This window comes from uncultured Eudoraea sp. (genome assembly GCF_947490415.1).
In the GTDB taxonomy this organism is placed as follows: Bacteria; Bacteroidota; Bacteroidia; order Flavobacteriales; family Flavobacteriaceae; genus Eudoraea.
In genome coordinates, this window is the sequence record NZ_CANLGX010000009.1 from 41,695 (window position 1) to 56,250 (window position 14,556).

16 protein-coding genes are annotated in these 14,556 nt (G+C 36.8%); 10 read left to right on the forward strand and 6 right to left on the reverse strand.

Features of this window, described 5'->3' with window-relative positions; translation table 11 throughout:
• The first annotated feature begins 6 nt into the window (after positions 1-6).
• Genes Q0874_RS16795 through Q0874_RS16830 form a run of 8 tightly spaced genes read left to right on the forward strand, consistent with a single transcriptional unit; the run spans position 7 to position 6,759 of the window.
• Positions 7-570 carry an aminodeoxychorismate/anthranilate synthase component II gene (locus tag Q0874_RS16795; RefSeq protein ID WP_299164690.1) on the forward strand — a complete coding sequence of 188 codons (564 nt, stop codon included), beginning with the start codon at positions 7-9 and terminating at the stop codon, positions 568-570.
• 37 nt (positions 571-607) lie between these two features.
• Positions 608-1,600, forward strand: coding sequence for an anthranilate phosphoribosyltransferase (gene trpD / locus Q0874_RS16800; RefSeq protein ID WP_299164691.1), 993 nt, complete (start codon positions 608-610; stop codon positions 1,598-1,600).
• Positions 1,600-2,385 (forward strand): indole-3-glycerol phosphate synthase TrpC, encoded by a 786-nt coding sequence (trpC, locus tag Q0874_RS16805; RefSeq protein WP_299164770.1) that lies wholly within the window; start codon positions 1,600-1,602, stop codon positions 2,383-2,385. Before trpD ends, trpC begins: the two co-directional genes overlap by 1 nt.
• Positions 2,382-3,023, forward strand: coding sequence for a phosphoribosylanthranilate isomerase (locus Q0874_RS16810; protein WP_299164692.1), 642 nt, complete (start codon positions 2,382-2,384; stop codon positions 3,021-3,023). Before trpC ends, Q0874_RS16810 begins: the two co-directional genes overlap by 4 nt.
• Before the next feature lie 11 nt (positions 3,024-3,034).
• Positions 3,035-4,216, forward strand: coding sequence for a tryptophan synthase subunit beta (gene trpB, locus Q0874_RS16815; RefSeq protein WP_299164693.1), 1,182 nt, complete (start codon positions 3,035-3,037; stop codon positions 4,214-4,216).
• Positions 4,217-4,230: 14 nt separating this feature from the next.
• Positions 4,231-5,004: a tryptophan synthase subunit alpha gene (trpA, locus tag Q0874_RS16820; protein WP_299164694.1), complete on the forward strand. Its 774-nt coding sequence runs from the start codon at positions 4,231-4,233 to the stop codon at positions 5,002-5,004.
• The gene (locus Q0874_RS16825; protein ID WP_299164696.1) at positions 5,001-5,225 is read left to right on the forward strand and encodes a hypothetical protein; all 225 of its coding nucleotides are present in this window, start codon (positions 5,001-5,003) and stop codon (positions 5,223-5,225) included. The genes trpA and Q0874_RS16825 overlap by 4 nt, the downstream gene beginning before the upstream one ends.
• Positions 5,226-5,265: 40 nt before the next feature.
• Complete coding sequence (locus tag Q0874_RS16830) at positions 5,266-6,759, forward strand: M20/M25/M40 family metallo-hydrolase (RefSeq protein ID WP_299164697.1); 1,494 nt, start codon at positions 5,266-5,268, stop codon at positions 6,757-6,759.
• 76 nt (positions 6,760-6,835) lie between these two features.
• On the opposite strand, the gene Q0874_RS16835 is transcribed toward Q0874_RS16830, so the two are convergent.
• Together Q0874_RS16835 and Q0874_RS16840 are read right to left on the reverse strand one after the other, a co-directional pair.
• A complete protein-coding gene (locus Q0874_RS16835) occupies positions 6,836-9,382 on the reverse strand; it encodes a phosphoenolpyruvate carboxylase (RefSeq protein ID WP_299164698.1) in 2,547 nt (848 codons plus the stop codon).
• Positions 9,383-9,649: 267 nt separating this feature from the next.
• On the reverse strand, positions 9,650-10,318 hold the full coding sequence (locus Q0874_RS16840) for a uracil-DNA glycosylase family protein (protein WP_299164699.1): 669 nt from the start codon (positions 10,316-10,318) through the stop codon (positions 9,650-9,652).
• 131 nt (positions 10,319-10,449) lie between these two features.
• On the opposite strand from Q0874_RS16840, the gene Q0874_RS16845 reads away from it, so the two are divergent.
• A complete protein-coding gene (locus Q0874_RS16845; protein ID WP_299164771.1) occupies positions 10,450-10,578 on the forward strand; it encodes a 30S ribosomal protein THX in 129 nt (42 codons plus the stop codon).
• Here Q0874_RS16845 and Q0874_RS16850 read toward each other — a convergent pair.
• The 4 genes from Q0874_RS16850 to Q0874_RS16865 all read right to left on the reverse strand — a co-directional run bounded on the left by Q0874_RS16850 (position 10,575) and on the right by Q0874_RS16865 (position 13,472).
• Positions 10,575-10,940 (reverse strand): hypothetical protein, encoded by a 366-nt coding sequence (locus tag Q0874_RS16850; protein WP_299164701.1) that lies wholly within the window; start codon positions 10,938-10,940, stop codon positions 10,575-10,577. The genes Q0874_RS16845 and Q0874_RS16850 overlap by 4 nt on opposite strands.
• A gap of 57 nt (positions 10,941-10,997) precedes the next feature.
• A complete protein-coding gene (gene yaaA, locus Q0874_RS16855) occupies positions 10,998-11,759 on the reverse strand; it encodes a peroxide stress protein YaaA (protein ID WP_299164702.1) in 762 nt (253 codons plus the stop codon).
• Between the two features lie 96 nt (positions 11,760-11,855).
• Complete coding sequence (locus Q0874_RS16860) at positions 11,856-12,881, reverse strand: RluA family pseudouridine synthase (protein ID WP_299164703.1); 1,026 nt, start codon at positions 12,879-12,881, stop codon at positions 11,856-11,858.
• Positions 12,882-12,884: 3 nt separating this feature from the next.
• Positions 12,885-13,472, reverse strand: coding sequence for a PASTA domain-containing protein (locus tag Q0874_RS16865; protein ID WP_299164705.1), 588 nt, complete (start codon positions 13,470-13,472; stop codon positions 12,885-12,887).
• Positions 13,473-13,580: 108 nt separating this feature from the next.
• Here Q0874_RS16865 and Q0874_RS16870 point away from each other — a divergent pair, with 108 nt between their 5' ends.
• The gene (locus Q0874_RS16870) at positions 13,581-14,555 is read left to right on the forward strand and encodes a D-alanine--D-alanine ligase (protein WP_299164706.1); all 975 of its coding nucleotides are present in this window, start codon (positions 13,581-13,583) and stop codon (positions 14,553-14,555) included.
• The last annotated feature ends 1 nt before the right edge of the window (position 14,556 follow it).

A 14,556-nucleotide genomic window follows, 5' to 3' on the forward strand; every position in this document is an offset into this window, starting at 1 on the left:
TAAGCCATGAATAAAATACTGGTAATAGATAATTACGATAGCTTTACTTATAACCTGGTGCATTATTTGGTGGATTTGGGTTGCGAAGTAGTTGTTAAACGCAATGACCAGCTAAAATTGGAAGAAGTTGATGATTTTGAGAAAATAGTGCTTTCGCCGGGCCCTGGAATCCCTGATGAAGCCGGACTTCTTAAAGAAATAATTGCTAAATATGCCCCAACTAAAAGCATTTTGGGGGTTTGTCTGGGCCAGCAGGCTATAGGAGAAGTTTTTGGTGGTAAGTTGATAAATTTAGACGAAGTTTATCATGGGATCGCCACAAAAATAATCCTTGAAAAAGGGGAGCCTTTATTTGAAGGCTTACCAAGGGAAATTGTAGTGGGCCGATATCATTCGTGGGTTGTAGATCCTCAACTTCCGGATGTTCTCGAGGCTACTTCTTTTGATGAGAATGGGCAGCTGATGTCAATAAGGCACAAAACATATGATGTATGTGCTGTTCAGTTTCATCCAGAATCTGTTCTTACGCCTCAGGGCAAGGAAATTCTTAAAAATTGGCTCAGAGATTAATGAATCGGTTGGTGATTCCTTATTAAAATTAAAACAAATGAAAACGATTCTAAATAAATTGATCAATCATGACATCCTCTCCAAGGAAGATGCAAAGCAGGTATTGGTTAATATTGCCAAAGGAACTTATAACAATAGCCAAATCGCTGCATTTCTTACAGTGTATATGATGCGTAGTATTACAATTGAAGAATTAGAGGGATTTCGAGATGCGTTGTTGGAACTATGTCTGGCCATTGATCTATCTGAATACAATCCAATTGATCTTTGCGGAACAGGAGGTGATGGCAAGGATACCTTTAATATTTCAACTCTGGCTTCCTTTGTTACAGCTGGAGCTGGCATTAAGGTAACCAAACATGGTAATTATGGGGTTTCTTCTACCTGTGGGAGCAGCAATGTTATGGAGTTTTTAGGTGTAAAATTCAGTAATGATCCTGACTTTCTTAGAAAATCAATAGACGAAGCCGGGATCTGTGTACTGCATGCCCCCCTATTCCATCCCGCTATGAAAAATGTAGCACCTATAAGACGTGAACTTGCCGTCAAAACATTTTTTAATATGCTTGGGCCAATGGTAAATCCTGCCTTTCCTAAAAATCAAATAGTTGGGGTTTTTAATTTAGAATTAGCACGAATGTATGGGTATCTCTATCAGAATACCGATAAAAAATACACAGTTCTCCATGCTCTTGATGGATATGATGAGATTTCATTGACAGGGAGTACCAAAACTATTTCAAATAATACGGAGGCTATTTTAAATCCTTCAGATTTTGGAGTGGCTGTTGTAAAGGAAAACGAAATAACGGGAGGTGATAGTATTGACAAATCTGCCCAAATATTTATGAATATATTACAGGGCAGAGGCACGGAAGCGCAAAACAATGTAGTCTGTGCAAATGCCGGGATAGCTATCGGCACAGTTCTGGATATTAGTCCAAAACAAGGTTTTGAAAAAGCAAAAGAATCCCTCCTCAACGGAAATGGCCTGAATGCCTTAAGAAAATTACAGCAATTAAGTGCATGATGGATATATTGGATAAAATAGTAGTGGATAAGAAAAGGGAATTGCACCTTAAAAAAACTGTAATCCCCCTTATGCAATTAGAGACTTCATTACTCTTCCAAAGGGAACCCGTGTCCCTGGCCAATGCATTGCGGAACAGTAAAACAGGGATTATTGCAGAGCACAAAAGAAGATCCCCTTCTAAATCAGTGATCAATCAAAATTCAAGTGTACAGGATATCGCCATGGGATACATGAATGCAGGGGCTTGTGGCATGTCTGTTTTAACAGATGCCAAATATTTTGGAGGGTCTCTTGATGATTTAATAATAGCCAGAGCTGCTGTTGATTTTCCACTGTTAAGAAAGGAATTTATCATAGATGAATACCAAATCGTAGAAGCCCGTGCACATGGGGCTGATACAATTTTACTTATTGCCGCTATTTTGACAAGGAAACAAATAAAGGTTTTATCAGAATTAGCAAAAAGTTTAGGTTTGGATGTTTTACTGGAAGTTCATAATGAAGAAGAGTTAGTTAAATCAATGATGCCCGGTTTAGATATGTTGGGAGTAAATAATCGCAACTTAAAAACCTTTGAAGTAAGCTTAGAAACCAGTGCCTCTCTATCCCAAAAGATCCCCGATGAATTTATAAAAGTATCAGAAAGTGGTATTAGCTCTGTTTCGGCGATTAAAATGCTAAGAGAATTGGGTTACCAGGGTTTCTTAGTTGGTGAAAACTTTATGAAGACAGCAAACCCAGGGGAGAGTGCCAGGGAATTTATAAACCAAATGGCAAGATGAAACTAAAGATCTGTGGCATGAAGCATAATATTGAGGAGGTTGCAGAATTGCATCCAGATTACCTCGGATTTATCTTTTGGAAGCCTTCAATGCGTTTTTTTGATGGGTCCATACCTAAATTGCCTAAGACAACTAGAAAAGTTGGAGTTTTTGTTGATGCCAATATTGATGAAATCTTAAATCGGACCAATACATTCGATTTAAATGCCATACAATTGCATGGAAATGAATCCCCCGAATTCTGTGCTAAGCTAAAAGAGCAATTTGAATACCAAAATATCAAGATCGACATTCTTAAGGTATTTAGCATAAAAGACAGCTTTGATTTCCAACAACTTGGCCCTTATGAGAAATTATCCGATTTCTTTTTATTCGACACAAAGGGTAAGTTGCCCGGTGGCAATGGATATCAATTTAACTGGGAAGTCCTAAAGGGGTATCCATCAAAAAAACCCTATTTCCTAAGCGGGGGTATTGGTCTCGAGGAAGTTGATAATGTTTTAGAATTTCTTCAAAAGGAAGAATCTAAATATTGCCATGCTATTGATGTCAATAGTAAATTTGAAATATCACCGGGCCTAAAGGATATAGATAAATTAAAAGAATTTAAGAATCGGTTGTTTGAAACCAACTCATAAAAAATACGAATATGACTTATCATGCTGATGAAAAAGGCTATTACGGACAGTTTGGTGGGGCATTTATACCGGAAATGCTATACCCTAATACTGAAGAACTTAGACAAAACTATCTTCAGATTATGGAGGAACCATCTTTTATTGAAGAATTCCATAGACTATTACAAGATTATGTAGGAAGGCCCACACCTCTATATTTTGCCCAACGCCTTTCGGATAAGTATAAAACAAAAATTTATCTGAAAAGGGAAGATTTATGTCATACCGGTGCCCATAAAGTCAATAATACCATTGGGCAAATTTTAATGGCCAAAAGGTTAGGCAAGACACGAATCATCGCAGAAACAGGTGCCGGACAGCATGGGGTGGCCACTGCTACAGTTTGCGCACTCATGGGAATTGAGTGTGTGGTTTATATGGGTGAAATAGATATTGCTCGTCAAGCACCTAATGTGGCTAGAATGAAAATGCTGGGAGCAGAAGTAAGGCCGGCACTATCGGGTAGCAGAACGCTCAAGGATGCCACGAATGAGGCAATTCGCGACTGGATTAATAATCCGGTAAACACCCATTATATAATAGGTTCAGTTGTTGGTCCGCATCCCTACCCCGATATGGTGGCCAGATTTCAATCAGTAATTTCAGAGGAAATACAGTCTCAGCTGCTGGAAAAAGAAGGCACTCCGAACCCTGATTTTGTTGTGGCTTGTGTCGGTGGTGGAAGTAATGCCGCTGGTGCCTATTACCATTATCTGGATAATGAAGATGTTGGTATCATTGCTGTCGAGGCCGCCGGAAAGGGTATTCATTCCGGGGAAAGTGCCGCAACTTCTGCTCTGGGGAAAATTGGTATTATTCACGGTAGTAAAACACTACTTATGCAAACTCAAGACGGTCAGATCACTGAACCATATTCTATTTCTGCCGGCCTGGATTATCCGGGCGTAGGGCCTATGCATGCCCATCTGTACACCTCCGGGCGGGGTGAGTTTATTTCTATTACCGATGATGAAGCAATGACAGCAGGTTTAATGATATCTCAATTAGAAGGCATTATACCAGCAATAGAGACATCACATGCTTTCGCCATATTTGACCACAGAAAGTTTGAAAAAGACGATATTGTTGTTATCAACCTTTCTGGAAGAGGTGATAAAGATTTACAGACCTATATAGATTATTTCAAATTATAATTGGTTTCTATAAAATGAAGAACAGAATACAAAAAAAGCTGGGTGAAGACAAAAAACTACTTTCCATATACTTCTCTGCCGGTTATCCCAATCTGAATGATACGGTTTCTATTATTCAGGATTTGGAAAAAAACGGTGTTGATATGATAGAAATAGGCCTTCCATTCAGTGATCCTTTAGCAGACGGGCCTACCATTCAGAAAAGTTCCACAATAGCTTTAAAGAATGGCATGGGAACAGATCTACTGTTTAATCAATTAAAAGAAATAAGAAAAACTGTTTCGATTCCCCTGATCATTATGGGGTATTTTAATCCTGTTTTACAGTACGGGGTAGAGAACTTCTGCAAAAAATGTCAGGAAATAGGTATTGATGGTCTTATCCTTCCAGATTTACCTCTGGACGTATACCTGGAAGAATATGAGACTATTTTTAAAAAATATAATTTAATCAACATTTTTCTAATTACTCCGCAAACCAGTGAATCACGAATTGCACAAATAGACGACGCTTCAGAGGGATTCATTTATATGGTAAGTTCTGCCAGTACCACGGGGGCTAAGCAGGGATTAGGAGAAGAACAGGAAGCTTACTTTGAGCGAATTGCAGCAATGAATCTTAAAAACCCGCAAATTGTAGGTTTTGGCATAAGTAATGCCCGTACATTTGAGCAAGCTACTAAGACAGCCAAGGGTGCTATCATTGGTTCCGCATTTATTAAAATGTTATCACAGGAAGGTACGGCTGGGATTTCAGAATTTATTAAACATCTTAAACCATATCCATGAATGTAATTAATAATTGGAAAATTGTATTCTTATTATGTTTAACCCTGGGAATGGCCCCCTTTTTCCCTGAGCCTCATTTATGGGGTAAATTGAAATGGGTTTTCGGAGGAAGTATTGGTATGAAACCCATGGATTGGTTTGACCTCTTTTTTCATGGATTTCCTTTTGTTCTTTTAATTCGATTACTTGTTTTAAGATTAAAGCATTTGATCAACCCATAGAATTACCTAATTTTAAATCATAATCAATTTACACTACCATATGAAAAATTTATTGACCTGTTTTTCTCTTCTTATCTTATGGATTAACAATGCACAAGACCTTGAACTAAAAGCACAAGTCCGACATACCATAGATGAACTACGAGAATTCGTGGCAATCCCGAACGATGCCTTGGATCATTCAGATATTAACAGAAACCTTTCATGGCTCACCAAAAAATTCAATGAAAGGGGTTTTAATTCATCCGTACTTCCTACAGAAGGGGAGTCGCTTTTTTTTGCGGCCCTCCCCATGGAAGATGACAAGCCGACAATACTTTTTTATATGCATTTCGATGGGCAGTCCGTGGAACCTTCCAAGTGGGATCAGCCAGATCCTTATAAAGTAGAGCTTAAAACAAAGGATAATGATGTTTGGAAAACACTTTCGTTTGATGATTTAAAAGAGGATGTGAATTATGATTGGCGCCTATTTGGTCGTTCAACTTCAGACGACAAGGGCCCAATTGTTATGTTCTTAAATACCATTGATCTATTGAAAAAAAACAATGTGCAAATTCCATTTAATGTAAAAGTAATATTAGACGGAGAAGAAGAAAAAAGTAGTGCCCCCTTGCCAAAGGCCGTTAAAGAATATAGTGAGCTGTTAGAAGCAGATTTTCTGATCATTTCAGATGGTCCTGTCCATTCTTCGGGTAAACCAACAATTGCTTATGGCACCAGAGGCATAACAACATTGACGCTAACTACCTACGGTCCAATAATGCCGCAACACAGTGGTCATTATGGTAATTATGCCCCAAATCCGGGGTTCCAATTGGCCCAGGTATTGGCCAGTATGAAAGATACCGATGGAAGAGTATTAATTGAAGGTTACTATGACGGTATTGATATTGATGAATCGACAATGAATATACTCCAAAGTGTACCGGATGATGCTAAAACTATAAACACCCATCTTGCCATCAAACAAGCTGAAAAGGTGGGCGCATTTTATCAGGAAGCCATGCAATATCCGTCATTAAATATTCGGGGGTTATCTTCAGGATGGGTTGGTGAAAAAGCCCGAACTATAGTACCTGAAAGTGCTACTGCTGAAATAGACATTCGTCTTGTACCAGAATCTGACGGAGATCGTTTGAAGAGTCTGGTAAAGAAACATGTAGAAAATCAAGGGTATTATATTATGACCGAAGTCCCGGATAAGAGCCAAAGAATGAAGCACGAGAAAATCATCACTATTACAGAGGGCACAGTCACAGATGCATTCAGAACAGATTTGGACAATCCTTATGGTAATTTCCTGGTAGATACCTTTAAAAATACATTCTCAGAGGATGTAGTACAAATAAGGATCATGGGAGGTACGGTTCCAATTGCACCTTTTATTAACGAACTTAAGATTCCAGCTTTTCTTGTTCCCCTTGTGAATCCGGATAACAATCAACACAGCCCTAACGAAAATTTAAAAATTGGGCAAATTGCTTATGGTATTCAGGTATTTTACGGAATTATGAGCAATAAAATGGAATAAAAAGATTAACCGTCTTTACAAGTTAATAATCTTCATAGTGCTCTAACTTTTATTAGAAAGCAGTTCCAAACAATGGCTATGCTGAATTTCTACTTGCATTAATATTTCCGTATAAGGAACGGGTGACTATTTTTTCATAAAGCGCTTTATTATCCGAATTCTCGCTGATTTGATGCAGGGCATATTGCTGAATTACTAATAACGGCAGGACAATATTTTCTCTGATCTTAATTGATTCTCTTGAAACAGCTTCGTTTTCCATAAGTATTTCCGAATTGCTTATCAGCAATAACATCTGTTTTGACAACAGATATTCATCGTGCAGGATATTCCAGAAATCCCCGTATTCCTTATCGTCCTTCATATAACTCGTGAGCTCAAAATAACACTTAGACAAAGACATCATACTGTTAAGCATTAAAGTTTCAAAAAAGGGCACCTCTTTGAATAATTTTTTTAATTCTCTGAGTTTACCTGCATCTTTCAGTTTTTTAATAGCCGTACCTATACCAAAATACCCGGGTACATTTTGTTTAAGTTGGCTCCATGAACCCACAAAAGATATTGCCCTTAAATCTGTAAGTTCCAATTTTGCCTTTTGACCCCTCTTTCCGGGTCTGCTTCCAATATTAGCCTTGGTATAATACTTTAGCGTACTCCTGTTTTCGAGATATGAAATAAACATTTCATGTTGCTTAAGGGCATCGTATTTCTCAAAGCTAAGATCAGAGAGTTCTTCCATCAACTTTCGTGATTCCCTGGAGATCACATTTTCTTTTCCAAAGAGGTTATTTGATAATCCTGCGGTTAATAACTGTTCTGAATTATGCATGAACTGCTCCTTAGTACCATATGTGCTTGTTATGGTCTGGCCCTGTATGGTTAATTGTATTTCATTATTGGCTATATCCTTAGTTTGTGCGGCATAAAAGCGATGTGTTTTTCCTCCCCCCCGGGCCGGTGGTCCACCCCTGCCGTCAAAAAATATTGCATCAATTCCATTCTTTGAACAAACTTTTGACAAAACTTCCTTGGTTTTTAAAATAGACCAATTGGCTTTTAAATAACCGCCATCTTTTGTTCCATCCGAGAATCCGAGCATCATGGTCTGCCTTCTGCCGCGCTGTTCGAGATGCGAGCGGTAGTCGGGCAAATCAAATAAGTATTGCATTGTGGCTTCGGCAGTATCCATTCCGTTCATTGTTTCAAAAAGCGGAACGATATCAAAAGTAATTTTGTCCTTCTCCCAACCGCACCATCTGAATAGCCCGTAAACAAAAAGAACAGAGTAAATATCCTCTGAGTTACTTATAATATATCGGTTACAACCTTCTTCACCATTTTTATTCTGAATATCCTTTAAGTGCGAAATATTTACAATAGTATCTTTTACAATTTCATCATTGAAATCCTTAGAGTCCAATTTCAAATTTTCATTGAGAAGTATGTGTGTTAATTTATCTTCAGCAAGTTCATCAAGGCTTTCATTAATATAACCATTAGCCTTAAGCACCGTTTCAATTACCTGTTTGTGCTTACTGTGGTCCTGACGAATATCCAGAGTAGCAAAATGTGTCTTAAAAATTTTTACCTTGTCAATAAGATCATCCAGTTGTTTCAGGTAGAGCGAATTGTACTTATCTATCAAAATTTCTCTTACAGTAAGTAATGGCCCGATAATATCATCATAGCTTACTACTCTATTGGGGTCGAACATAGCTACGTAAAGTCTGTCCCTCAAAGTATTCAAGTCAGGGCGAAGGTCTTTAAAAGTAAGTTTCTTGCGAAGAATTTTGAGGTCGTTATAGTAACATTTCATTAGATTAATACGGAGTTCATCTGCCACATCCCTGGTGATATCTGCTGTTACAAATGGATTCCCGTCTCTGTCACCACCAGGCCAAAATCCGAGTTTAATAATATTGTAATTGTCAAAATCATCATTCTCTATATTGCTTTTAATATATGTGAATAAATCCCCGACAGCAGCATAGTATACATTTCTAAGAATATAGATAATGTTTTTTGCTTCATCTAATGGTGTAGGTTTCTTTGTGTTTATCAAAGAAGTGAGCCCCAACTGTTGAAGAACAACATCAATATCATTAATTTTATTTTCAAGAATTAACGATTTTAATTCTTCAATGATATCAAGTACAGCCGGGGTATAGAACTGAGTCGGATGAGCCGTTAAAACAATACGCGCACTAAAGGTTGATAATTTCTTTGCAATCTTTTCCCAGCTCTTATTTTTATCCACTAACTGAAAGTAATCTTTTATTGATAAAGAGCTTGAATGTTCATGTAACTTCGGAAATGCGGCATCTTCCACACTATCATACAATACCACTTGTCGTTCAACATATTGAATGACACTGAACATAAAATCAATTCTTTCCTGCTCGGTATCTATATTAGCGTAGTTCTGGAAAAATAAATCCAAAATTTGTTGTGGATTTTTGCCAGATTTCAGTCCTTTTTCACATTGGTCAAACAAAAGGGGAATGAGCATCCCCACATTTTCGATACCCTGATAAGGCAAATTTAAAAACAAGCTGTTATAAACGTAGAACTTATTTTTAACCAATTTTTTAAATTCCTCTAATCTTTCCGTCTTATGCATAAATTTTCTTAACTATTCAATTGAATCTTCTTTATTGTCGCACCTAAATATTGGTTTAAGTCTCTAAATATCCGCATAATAATATAATCTTTAAAACGGAAAAGTGGCAAATCACAAAATAATTTGTCTTTATAAAAAAACCAACATATCTCTCAATACAACTCACGATTTGAAAAACTATCGTATCAGCTTTATATCATAGCCCTATAAAAGTAATTTTATTTCCCAGATATCTTAGATTATTCAGCTTATCTGCCCGACTAGATTTTACTTTTTAAAAAAAGCACGGTATTGATCTGCTCTGAAATGCAATGTTGTATATTCAGGATTCAACGCCTTTATCTTTTTATAAGAAACAAAACTGCCAACAGCCCTATTTGCAGAACCGGAAGGAGCTGTTAAGGATACCGTTCTGATGGTTCTTTTTAAATTTCCAGGAAGTGTAAACTTATGTACCCGCGGAATCTCTTCAGAAATTGGCTCCAATCTCAAACCATACGCCTTAATATGCTTTCTAAAAAAATATTCCGGTCCATTTTTGCTATTTCCTCCGGTAAACAATAACCATTCTACCTTGTTGTATTTATGTAAATAGGCAATAAGGTTCCTAAGGGTAACATTCTTCATACCCAAGTCGGAGGCATCTACTTTTGTTCGTTCTGCGCTTTGAACAATATCGCAGATTCCTATTTTTTGTTCTATTAAAAAATTCTTACGTTGTTTTACAGCTTCACTGGTCGTTTCGTATTTTAAATTCAATCCAAAAATTTGATTCAAAATAGGCCATAACTGACCATCCCTGCTCCCATAACAAAAATCGACATCTCCTTCCCTCAAATCCCCAGTCGTAAATCTTGGCGGTGGCAGGGTCCCCACAATGAGTTTTGTGGTATCATCAAATAAAAAAGGTTGATAAGGATGGGTATGTAAAAACAATTTGAATTTTAATTATCGCTGATTTCCATATAATCTTCCAAAGTTATAAAGATAGTATTTTGCAAAAAGGGAAAACGGTAGATTGTTTTATAGTGCTAATTTTTGTACTTTAAGTGAAATATAAAATACTTATGGGTAAAGGGGATATAAAAACCAAAAGAGGAAAGATTTCCAATAAATCATACGGAGCCCGAAGACCGAAAAAGTCAAAGGCAAAAGTGGTGGTTGTAAAGAAAAAAAAGACTAAAGGCAAAACCTAGTCCACAACAAATTGCAGACCAACTTCTCCTTCTTCATTTATACTTAATTTATAGGTATAAAAACCTATGGGAAGTTCCGTTTCACCAACAAAATCAATTGGCTGTAGTACATAGATGTCCTCTCCGGATTTGATTTCTACAAAGGCGTATTGATAAGCCAACTCATATACCAAATAATTTGAATAATCGCCGGGGGCCACATTTGTATATATTTCCTCATTAGTACCTACCTGTACTTCATCAAAATTGATATTACTATCATTCTTGATGCGGATATTAACCGTATCTACATTATCATCCCTGTCTGTGCAGCTAAATGTAAACACTAAAAAGGCGAGTAGAACAAAACCAAAATTTTTCATTGCAAGCTGTTTATCAATAAAACTTAATATTATAAACGTTTGCTTCAGAAAATTATTCTATCGAATAAAAACAGGTTGGTTTTCTTTTAGAGTGTGTTCTTTACTGTAGATATATTCGTCCAGATTAAATCCCCTTATGTCTTCAAGAGTTTTTGCATCCGTGTCCAGTATATAACGCACCATGGAACCTCGGGCTTTTTTAGCGAAGAAACTAATTACTTTGAGCTTATCGTTTTTCCAATCCTTAAATACAGGAGTAATTACTTTGGTTTTTAATTTTTTTTCATCCACAGCGCCAAAATACTCATTACTGGCAAGATTAATAAAAAGCTCTCCTTCTTCCAATTCATCGTTTAAAAAGTCCGTCACACTCTGTTTCCAGAAGTCATAAAGATTCTTTTTTCGACCAATTTTTAATTGTGTTCCCATCTCTAAACGATAGGGCTGAATAAGATCAAGAGGTTTTAAAACGCCATATAAACCCGAAAGGATTCGAAGTGTGTCCTGCAACTTTTCCAAGTTATTCTCAGAAATACTGTATGCATCTAATCCCTGATAAACATCCCCATTGAAAGCATATATGGCAGGGCGGGCATTTTCCGGGGTGAAAGGCAGTGAAAACTTTTGGTTGCGCTCCCAGTTTAATTCAGCCAGGTCATTTGAAATACTCATTAATTTGGAAAGGGACTTGGGGTTTTTCTTGGCCAATACCTTTATTAATTTTTCCGACTGCTCCAGAAACGCTGGTTGTGTATATTTTACCGTGGGTATTGGACGTTCAAAATCAAGCGACTTGGCGGGAGAAAGCACAATCTTCATATTTCAAAATTTTAAGATAAAAGTAAAGAGGATTTTTGGGAATTCCTTAAAAAGTATGAAAGGACTTATCAATACCCCTATCAACGAAATTTATTGCTATTGAGAATGCCGTGAATATTGCCTCCACTTCTCAATGCAATTGGCCATGTCATCAGGCAATTCACTATCAAAACGCATCATTTTTCCACTTACCGGATGTACAAATCCAAGGGTCTTGGCATGCAAAGCCTGTCTTGGCAGGATTTTAAAAGCATTTTCAACAAACTGTTTGTATTTGGTAAAGGTAGTTCCCTTTAATATTTTATTCCCCCCATAGCGTTCATCATTAAAAATAGTATGGCCTATATATTTCATGTGTACCCGAATCTGGTGTGTCCTTCCAGTCTCCAGTTTACATGAAACAAGAGTTACATATCCCAGACGTTCTAAAACTTTAAAATGTGTGATTGCATCTTTTCCTTTATCACCCTCAGGAAAAACTTGCATTTGAAGTCGGTTTTTTGGATTACGGTCAATATGTCCTTTGATGGTGCCTTCATCTGCTTCTACATTGCCCCAAACCAGTGCGATATATTCTCTCTCGCTGGTTTTATCAAAAAATTGTTTTGCCAAATGAGTCATGGCCATATCTGTTTTGGCAATTACCAATAATCCGGAAGTATCTTTATCAATACGATGAACCAGACCCGGTCTTTCGTCAGAATTGACAGGCAAACTTTTTATGTGATGTAATAAGGCATTAATTAAGGTGCCGGAATAATTACCATGCCCGGGATGCACCACCATTCCTGCAGGTTTGTTTACAACCAGAAGACTTTCATCTTCATAGACAATATTCAATGGGATATCTTCAGGAGTTAATAAAAGCTCATAAGGCGGGTGTTCAAAAAACACTTTAACCTCATCCCCTGCTTTTACTTTGTAGTTTTGTTTTACAACAGATTCATTAACCCATATATGGCCTTCCTTTGCAGCTAATTGAATTTTATTCCGAGTTGCATTTTCTATAAAATTCATTAAAAACTTATCTACCCGTAAGGGTTCCTGCCCTTTGGAAGCAACAAAATTATAATGCTCGTAAAGCTCATCCTCTTCAGGATCTGAAGTGTTGTTAAGTGCCATTTCCTATTCCGAATCGGCTTTGACTTTCGCCTGGCCGGTTATAGTTCCGTTTCCGCAGACCAGTTCAATTTTTGAAGTTTTTTGTATTTTGTCACCAGGATTGATAGTCTTACCCTTATACCTAATATAGTATACCATATCCTTTCCCAACTCATCAATATAAGTGACACGCTCAACATCTAATCCAACAGCCCGGAGCATTGACCCTGCATTACGCTGAGTAACCTGAATAATATTTGGTACCGTTACTTTTTTATAACCGGAAGGATTAACAGTAATATATATTTTTCTATTTTCTTTTACCTTATTCCCGGCAGGAGGATCCTGTTCAATTATAGAAAACCTGGGATATTCGGGATTAAAATTGGCTGAATCCAATACTTCATATCGTAAATTCACATCTTCAATTATATCTCTCATTTCCATAACAGATAACTTTGATAAATCCGGAACCTCAACAAATTCTCCGTGGTTAGTTGACTTTTTTAACCATTGCAAGGCAAATAGACATAAAACAACTATTACTATAAAAGCAAGTCCTATATTGAACAGAAAAACTTTACTTCTAAGAAAATTCCAAAAATTCTTCATCGCTTTTTTTATATGTGATACAAATATAGGAAACCCTATCATTTTTTATTTACGTTAAAATCGTGATATTTGTCTAAACAGCTTAGGAGTTTATATATAAAACATTAAATGAAAAAGAATATTGCCATTATTATGGGGGGCTATTCCAGTGAGTATAAGATCTCAATTAAGAGTGGTAATGTGGTTTTTAAATATTTAGACAAGCAGAAATTTAATGCCTATCGTATCTTAATTTCCAAAGAAAAATGGGTTTACCTGGATGAAAACGAAAATGAAACAATAGTAAACAGGCATGATTTTTCTGTGAAAATTCAGGATCAACTTGTTGTTTTTGATTGCGTATTTAATGCAATTCATGGTACTCCGGGCGAAGATGGATTAATGCAGGCCTATTTTGCCCTTTTAGGAATTCCTCAAACTTCATGTAGTCATTATCAGGCAGCGCTGACATTTAATAAAAGAGATTTACTAAGTACACTTAAACCTTACGGTATTAAGGCAGCAACTTCTTATTATCTGAATTTGGGTGACGCCATTGATCATTTCGCCATTGTAGAGAAAGTTGGCCTTCCCTGTTTTGTAAAGGCAAATAAAGCAGGAAGTAGTTTTGGAATCTCCAAAGTATATAAGAAAGAAGATTTACCAGCAGCAATTGACAAGGCATTTCTTGAGGATGATGAGATTATTATTGAATCTTTTCTCAACGGTACCGAAGTATCTGTTGGTGTCTTAACATTTAAAGGTAAAACTATGGTTCTGCCTTTGACTGAAATTATAACAGATAATGATTTTTTTGATTATGAAGCAAAATACGAAGGAAAATCAGAGGAAATCACCCCTGCCCGTTTAACAAAAACTCAGGAAGAAAATATAAGAAATCAGGCCAAAAAAGCGTATGAAGTTTTAAAAATCAAAGGTTTTTCCAGAAGCGAATTTATCTTTATAGGCAATGAGCCTTACATGTTAGAGATGAATACAACTCCGGGCTTAACAGAAGAGAGTATCTTACCGCAACAGGCTCAAATAGCAGGTATAAGTTTACCGGAACTTTTTGAAAACGCGATAAATGAAGCATTGAAGTAAA

Coding starts and splice junctions, on each gene's coding strand:
- Q0874_RS16795 (WP_299164690.1), top strand. CDS start 7: ATGAATAAAATACTGGTAATAGATAATTACGATAGCTTTACTTATAAC.
- trpD (WP_299164691.1), top strand. CDS start 608: ATGAAAACGATTCTAAATAAATTGATCAATCATGACATCCTCTCCAAG.
- trpC (WP_299164770.1), top strand. CDS start 1,600: ATGGATATATTGGATAAAATAGTAGTGGATAAGAAAAGGGAATTGCAC.
- Q0874_RS16810 (WP_299164692.1), top strand. CDS start 2,382: ATGAAACTAAAGATCTGTGGCATGAAGCATAATATTGAGGAGGTTGCA.
- trpB (WP_299164693.1), top strand. CDS start 3,035: ATGACTTATCATGCTGATGAAAAAGGCTATTACGGACAGTTTGGTGGG.
- trpA (WP_299164694.1), top strand. CDS start 4,231: ATGAAGAACAGAATACAAAAAAAGCTGGGTGAAGACAAAAAACTACTT.
- Q0874_RS16825 (WP_299164696.1), top strand. CDS start 5,001: ATGAATGTAATTAATAATTGGAAAATTGTATTCTTATTATGTTTAACC.
- Q0874_RS16830 (WP_299164697.1), top strand. CDS start 5,266: ATGAAAAATTTATTGACCTGTTTTTCTCTTCTTATCTTATGGATTAAC.
- Q0874_RS16835 (WP_299164698.1), bottom strand. CDS start 9,382: ATGCATAAGACGGAAAGATTAGAGGAATTTAAAAAATTGGTTAAAAAT.
- Q0874_RS16845 (WP_299164771.1), top strand. CDS start 10,450: ATGGGTAAAGGGGATATAAAAACCAAAAGAGGAAAGATTTCCAATAAA.
- Q0874_RS16850 (WP_299164701.1), bottom strand. CDS start 10,940: ATGAAAAATTTTGGTTTTGTTCTACTCGCCTTTTTAGTGTTTACATTT.
- yaaA (WP_299164702.1), bottom strand. CDS start 11,759: ATGAAGATTGTGCTTTCTCCCGCCAAGTCGCTTGATTTTGAACGTCCA.
- Q0874_RS16860 (WP_299164703.1), bottom strand. CDS start 12,881: ATGGCACTTAACAACACTTCAGATCCTGAAGAGGATGAGCTTTACGAG.
- Q0874_RS16865 (WP_299164705.1), bottom strand. CDS start 13,472: ATGAAGAATTTTTGGAATTTTCTTAGAAGTAAAGTTTTTCTGTTCAAT.
- Q0874_RS16870 (WP_299164706.1), top strand. CDS start 13,581: ATGAAAAAGAATATTGCCATTATTATGGGGGGCTATTCCAGTGAGTAT.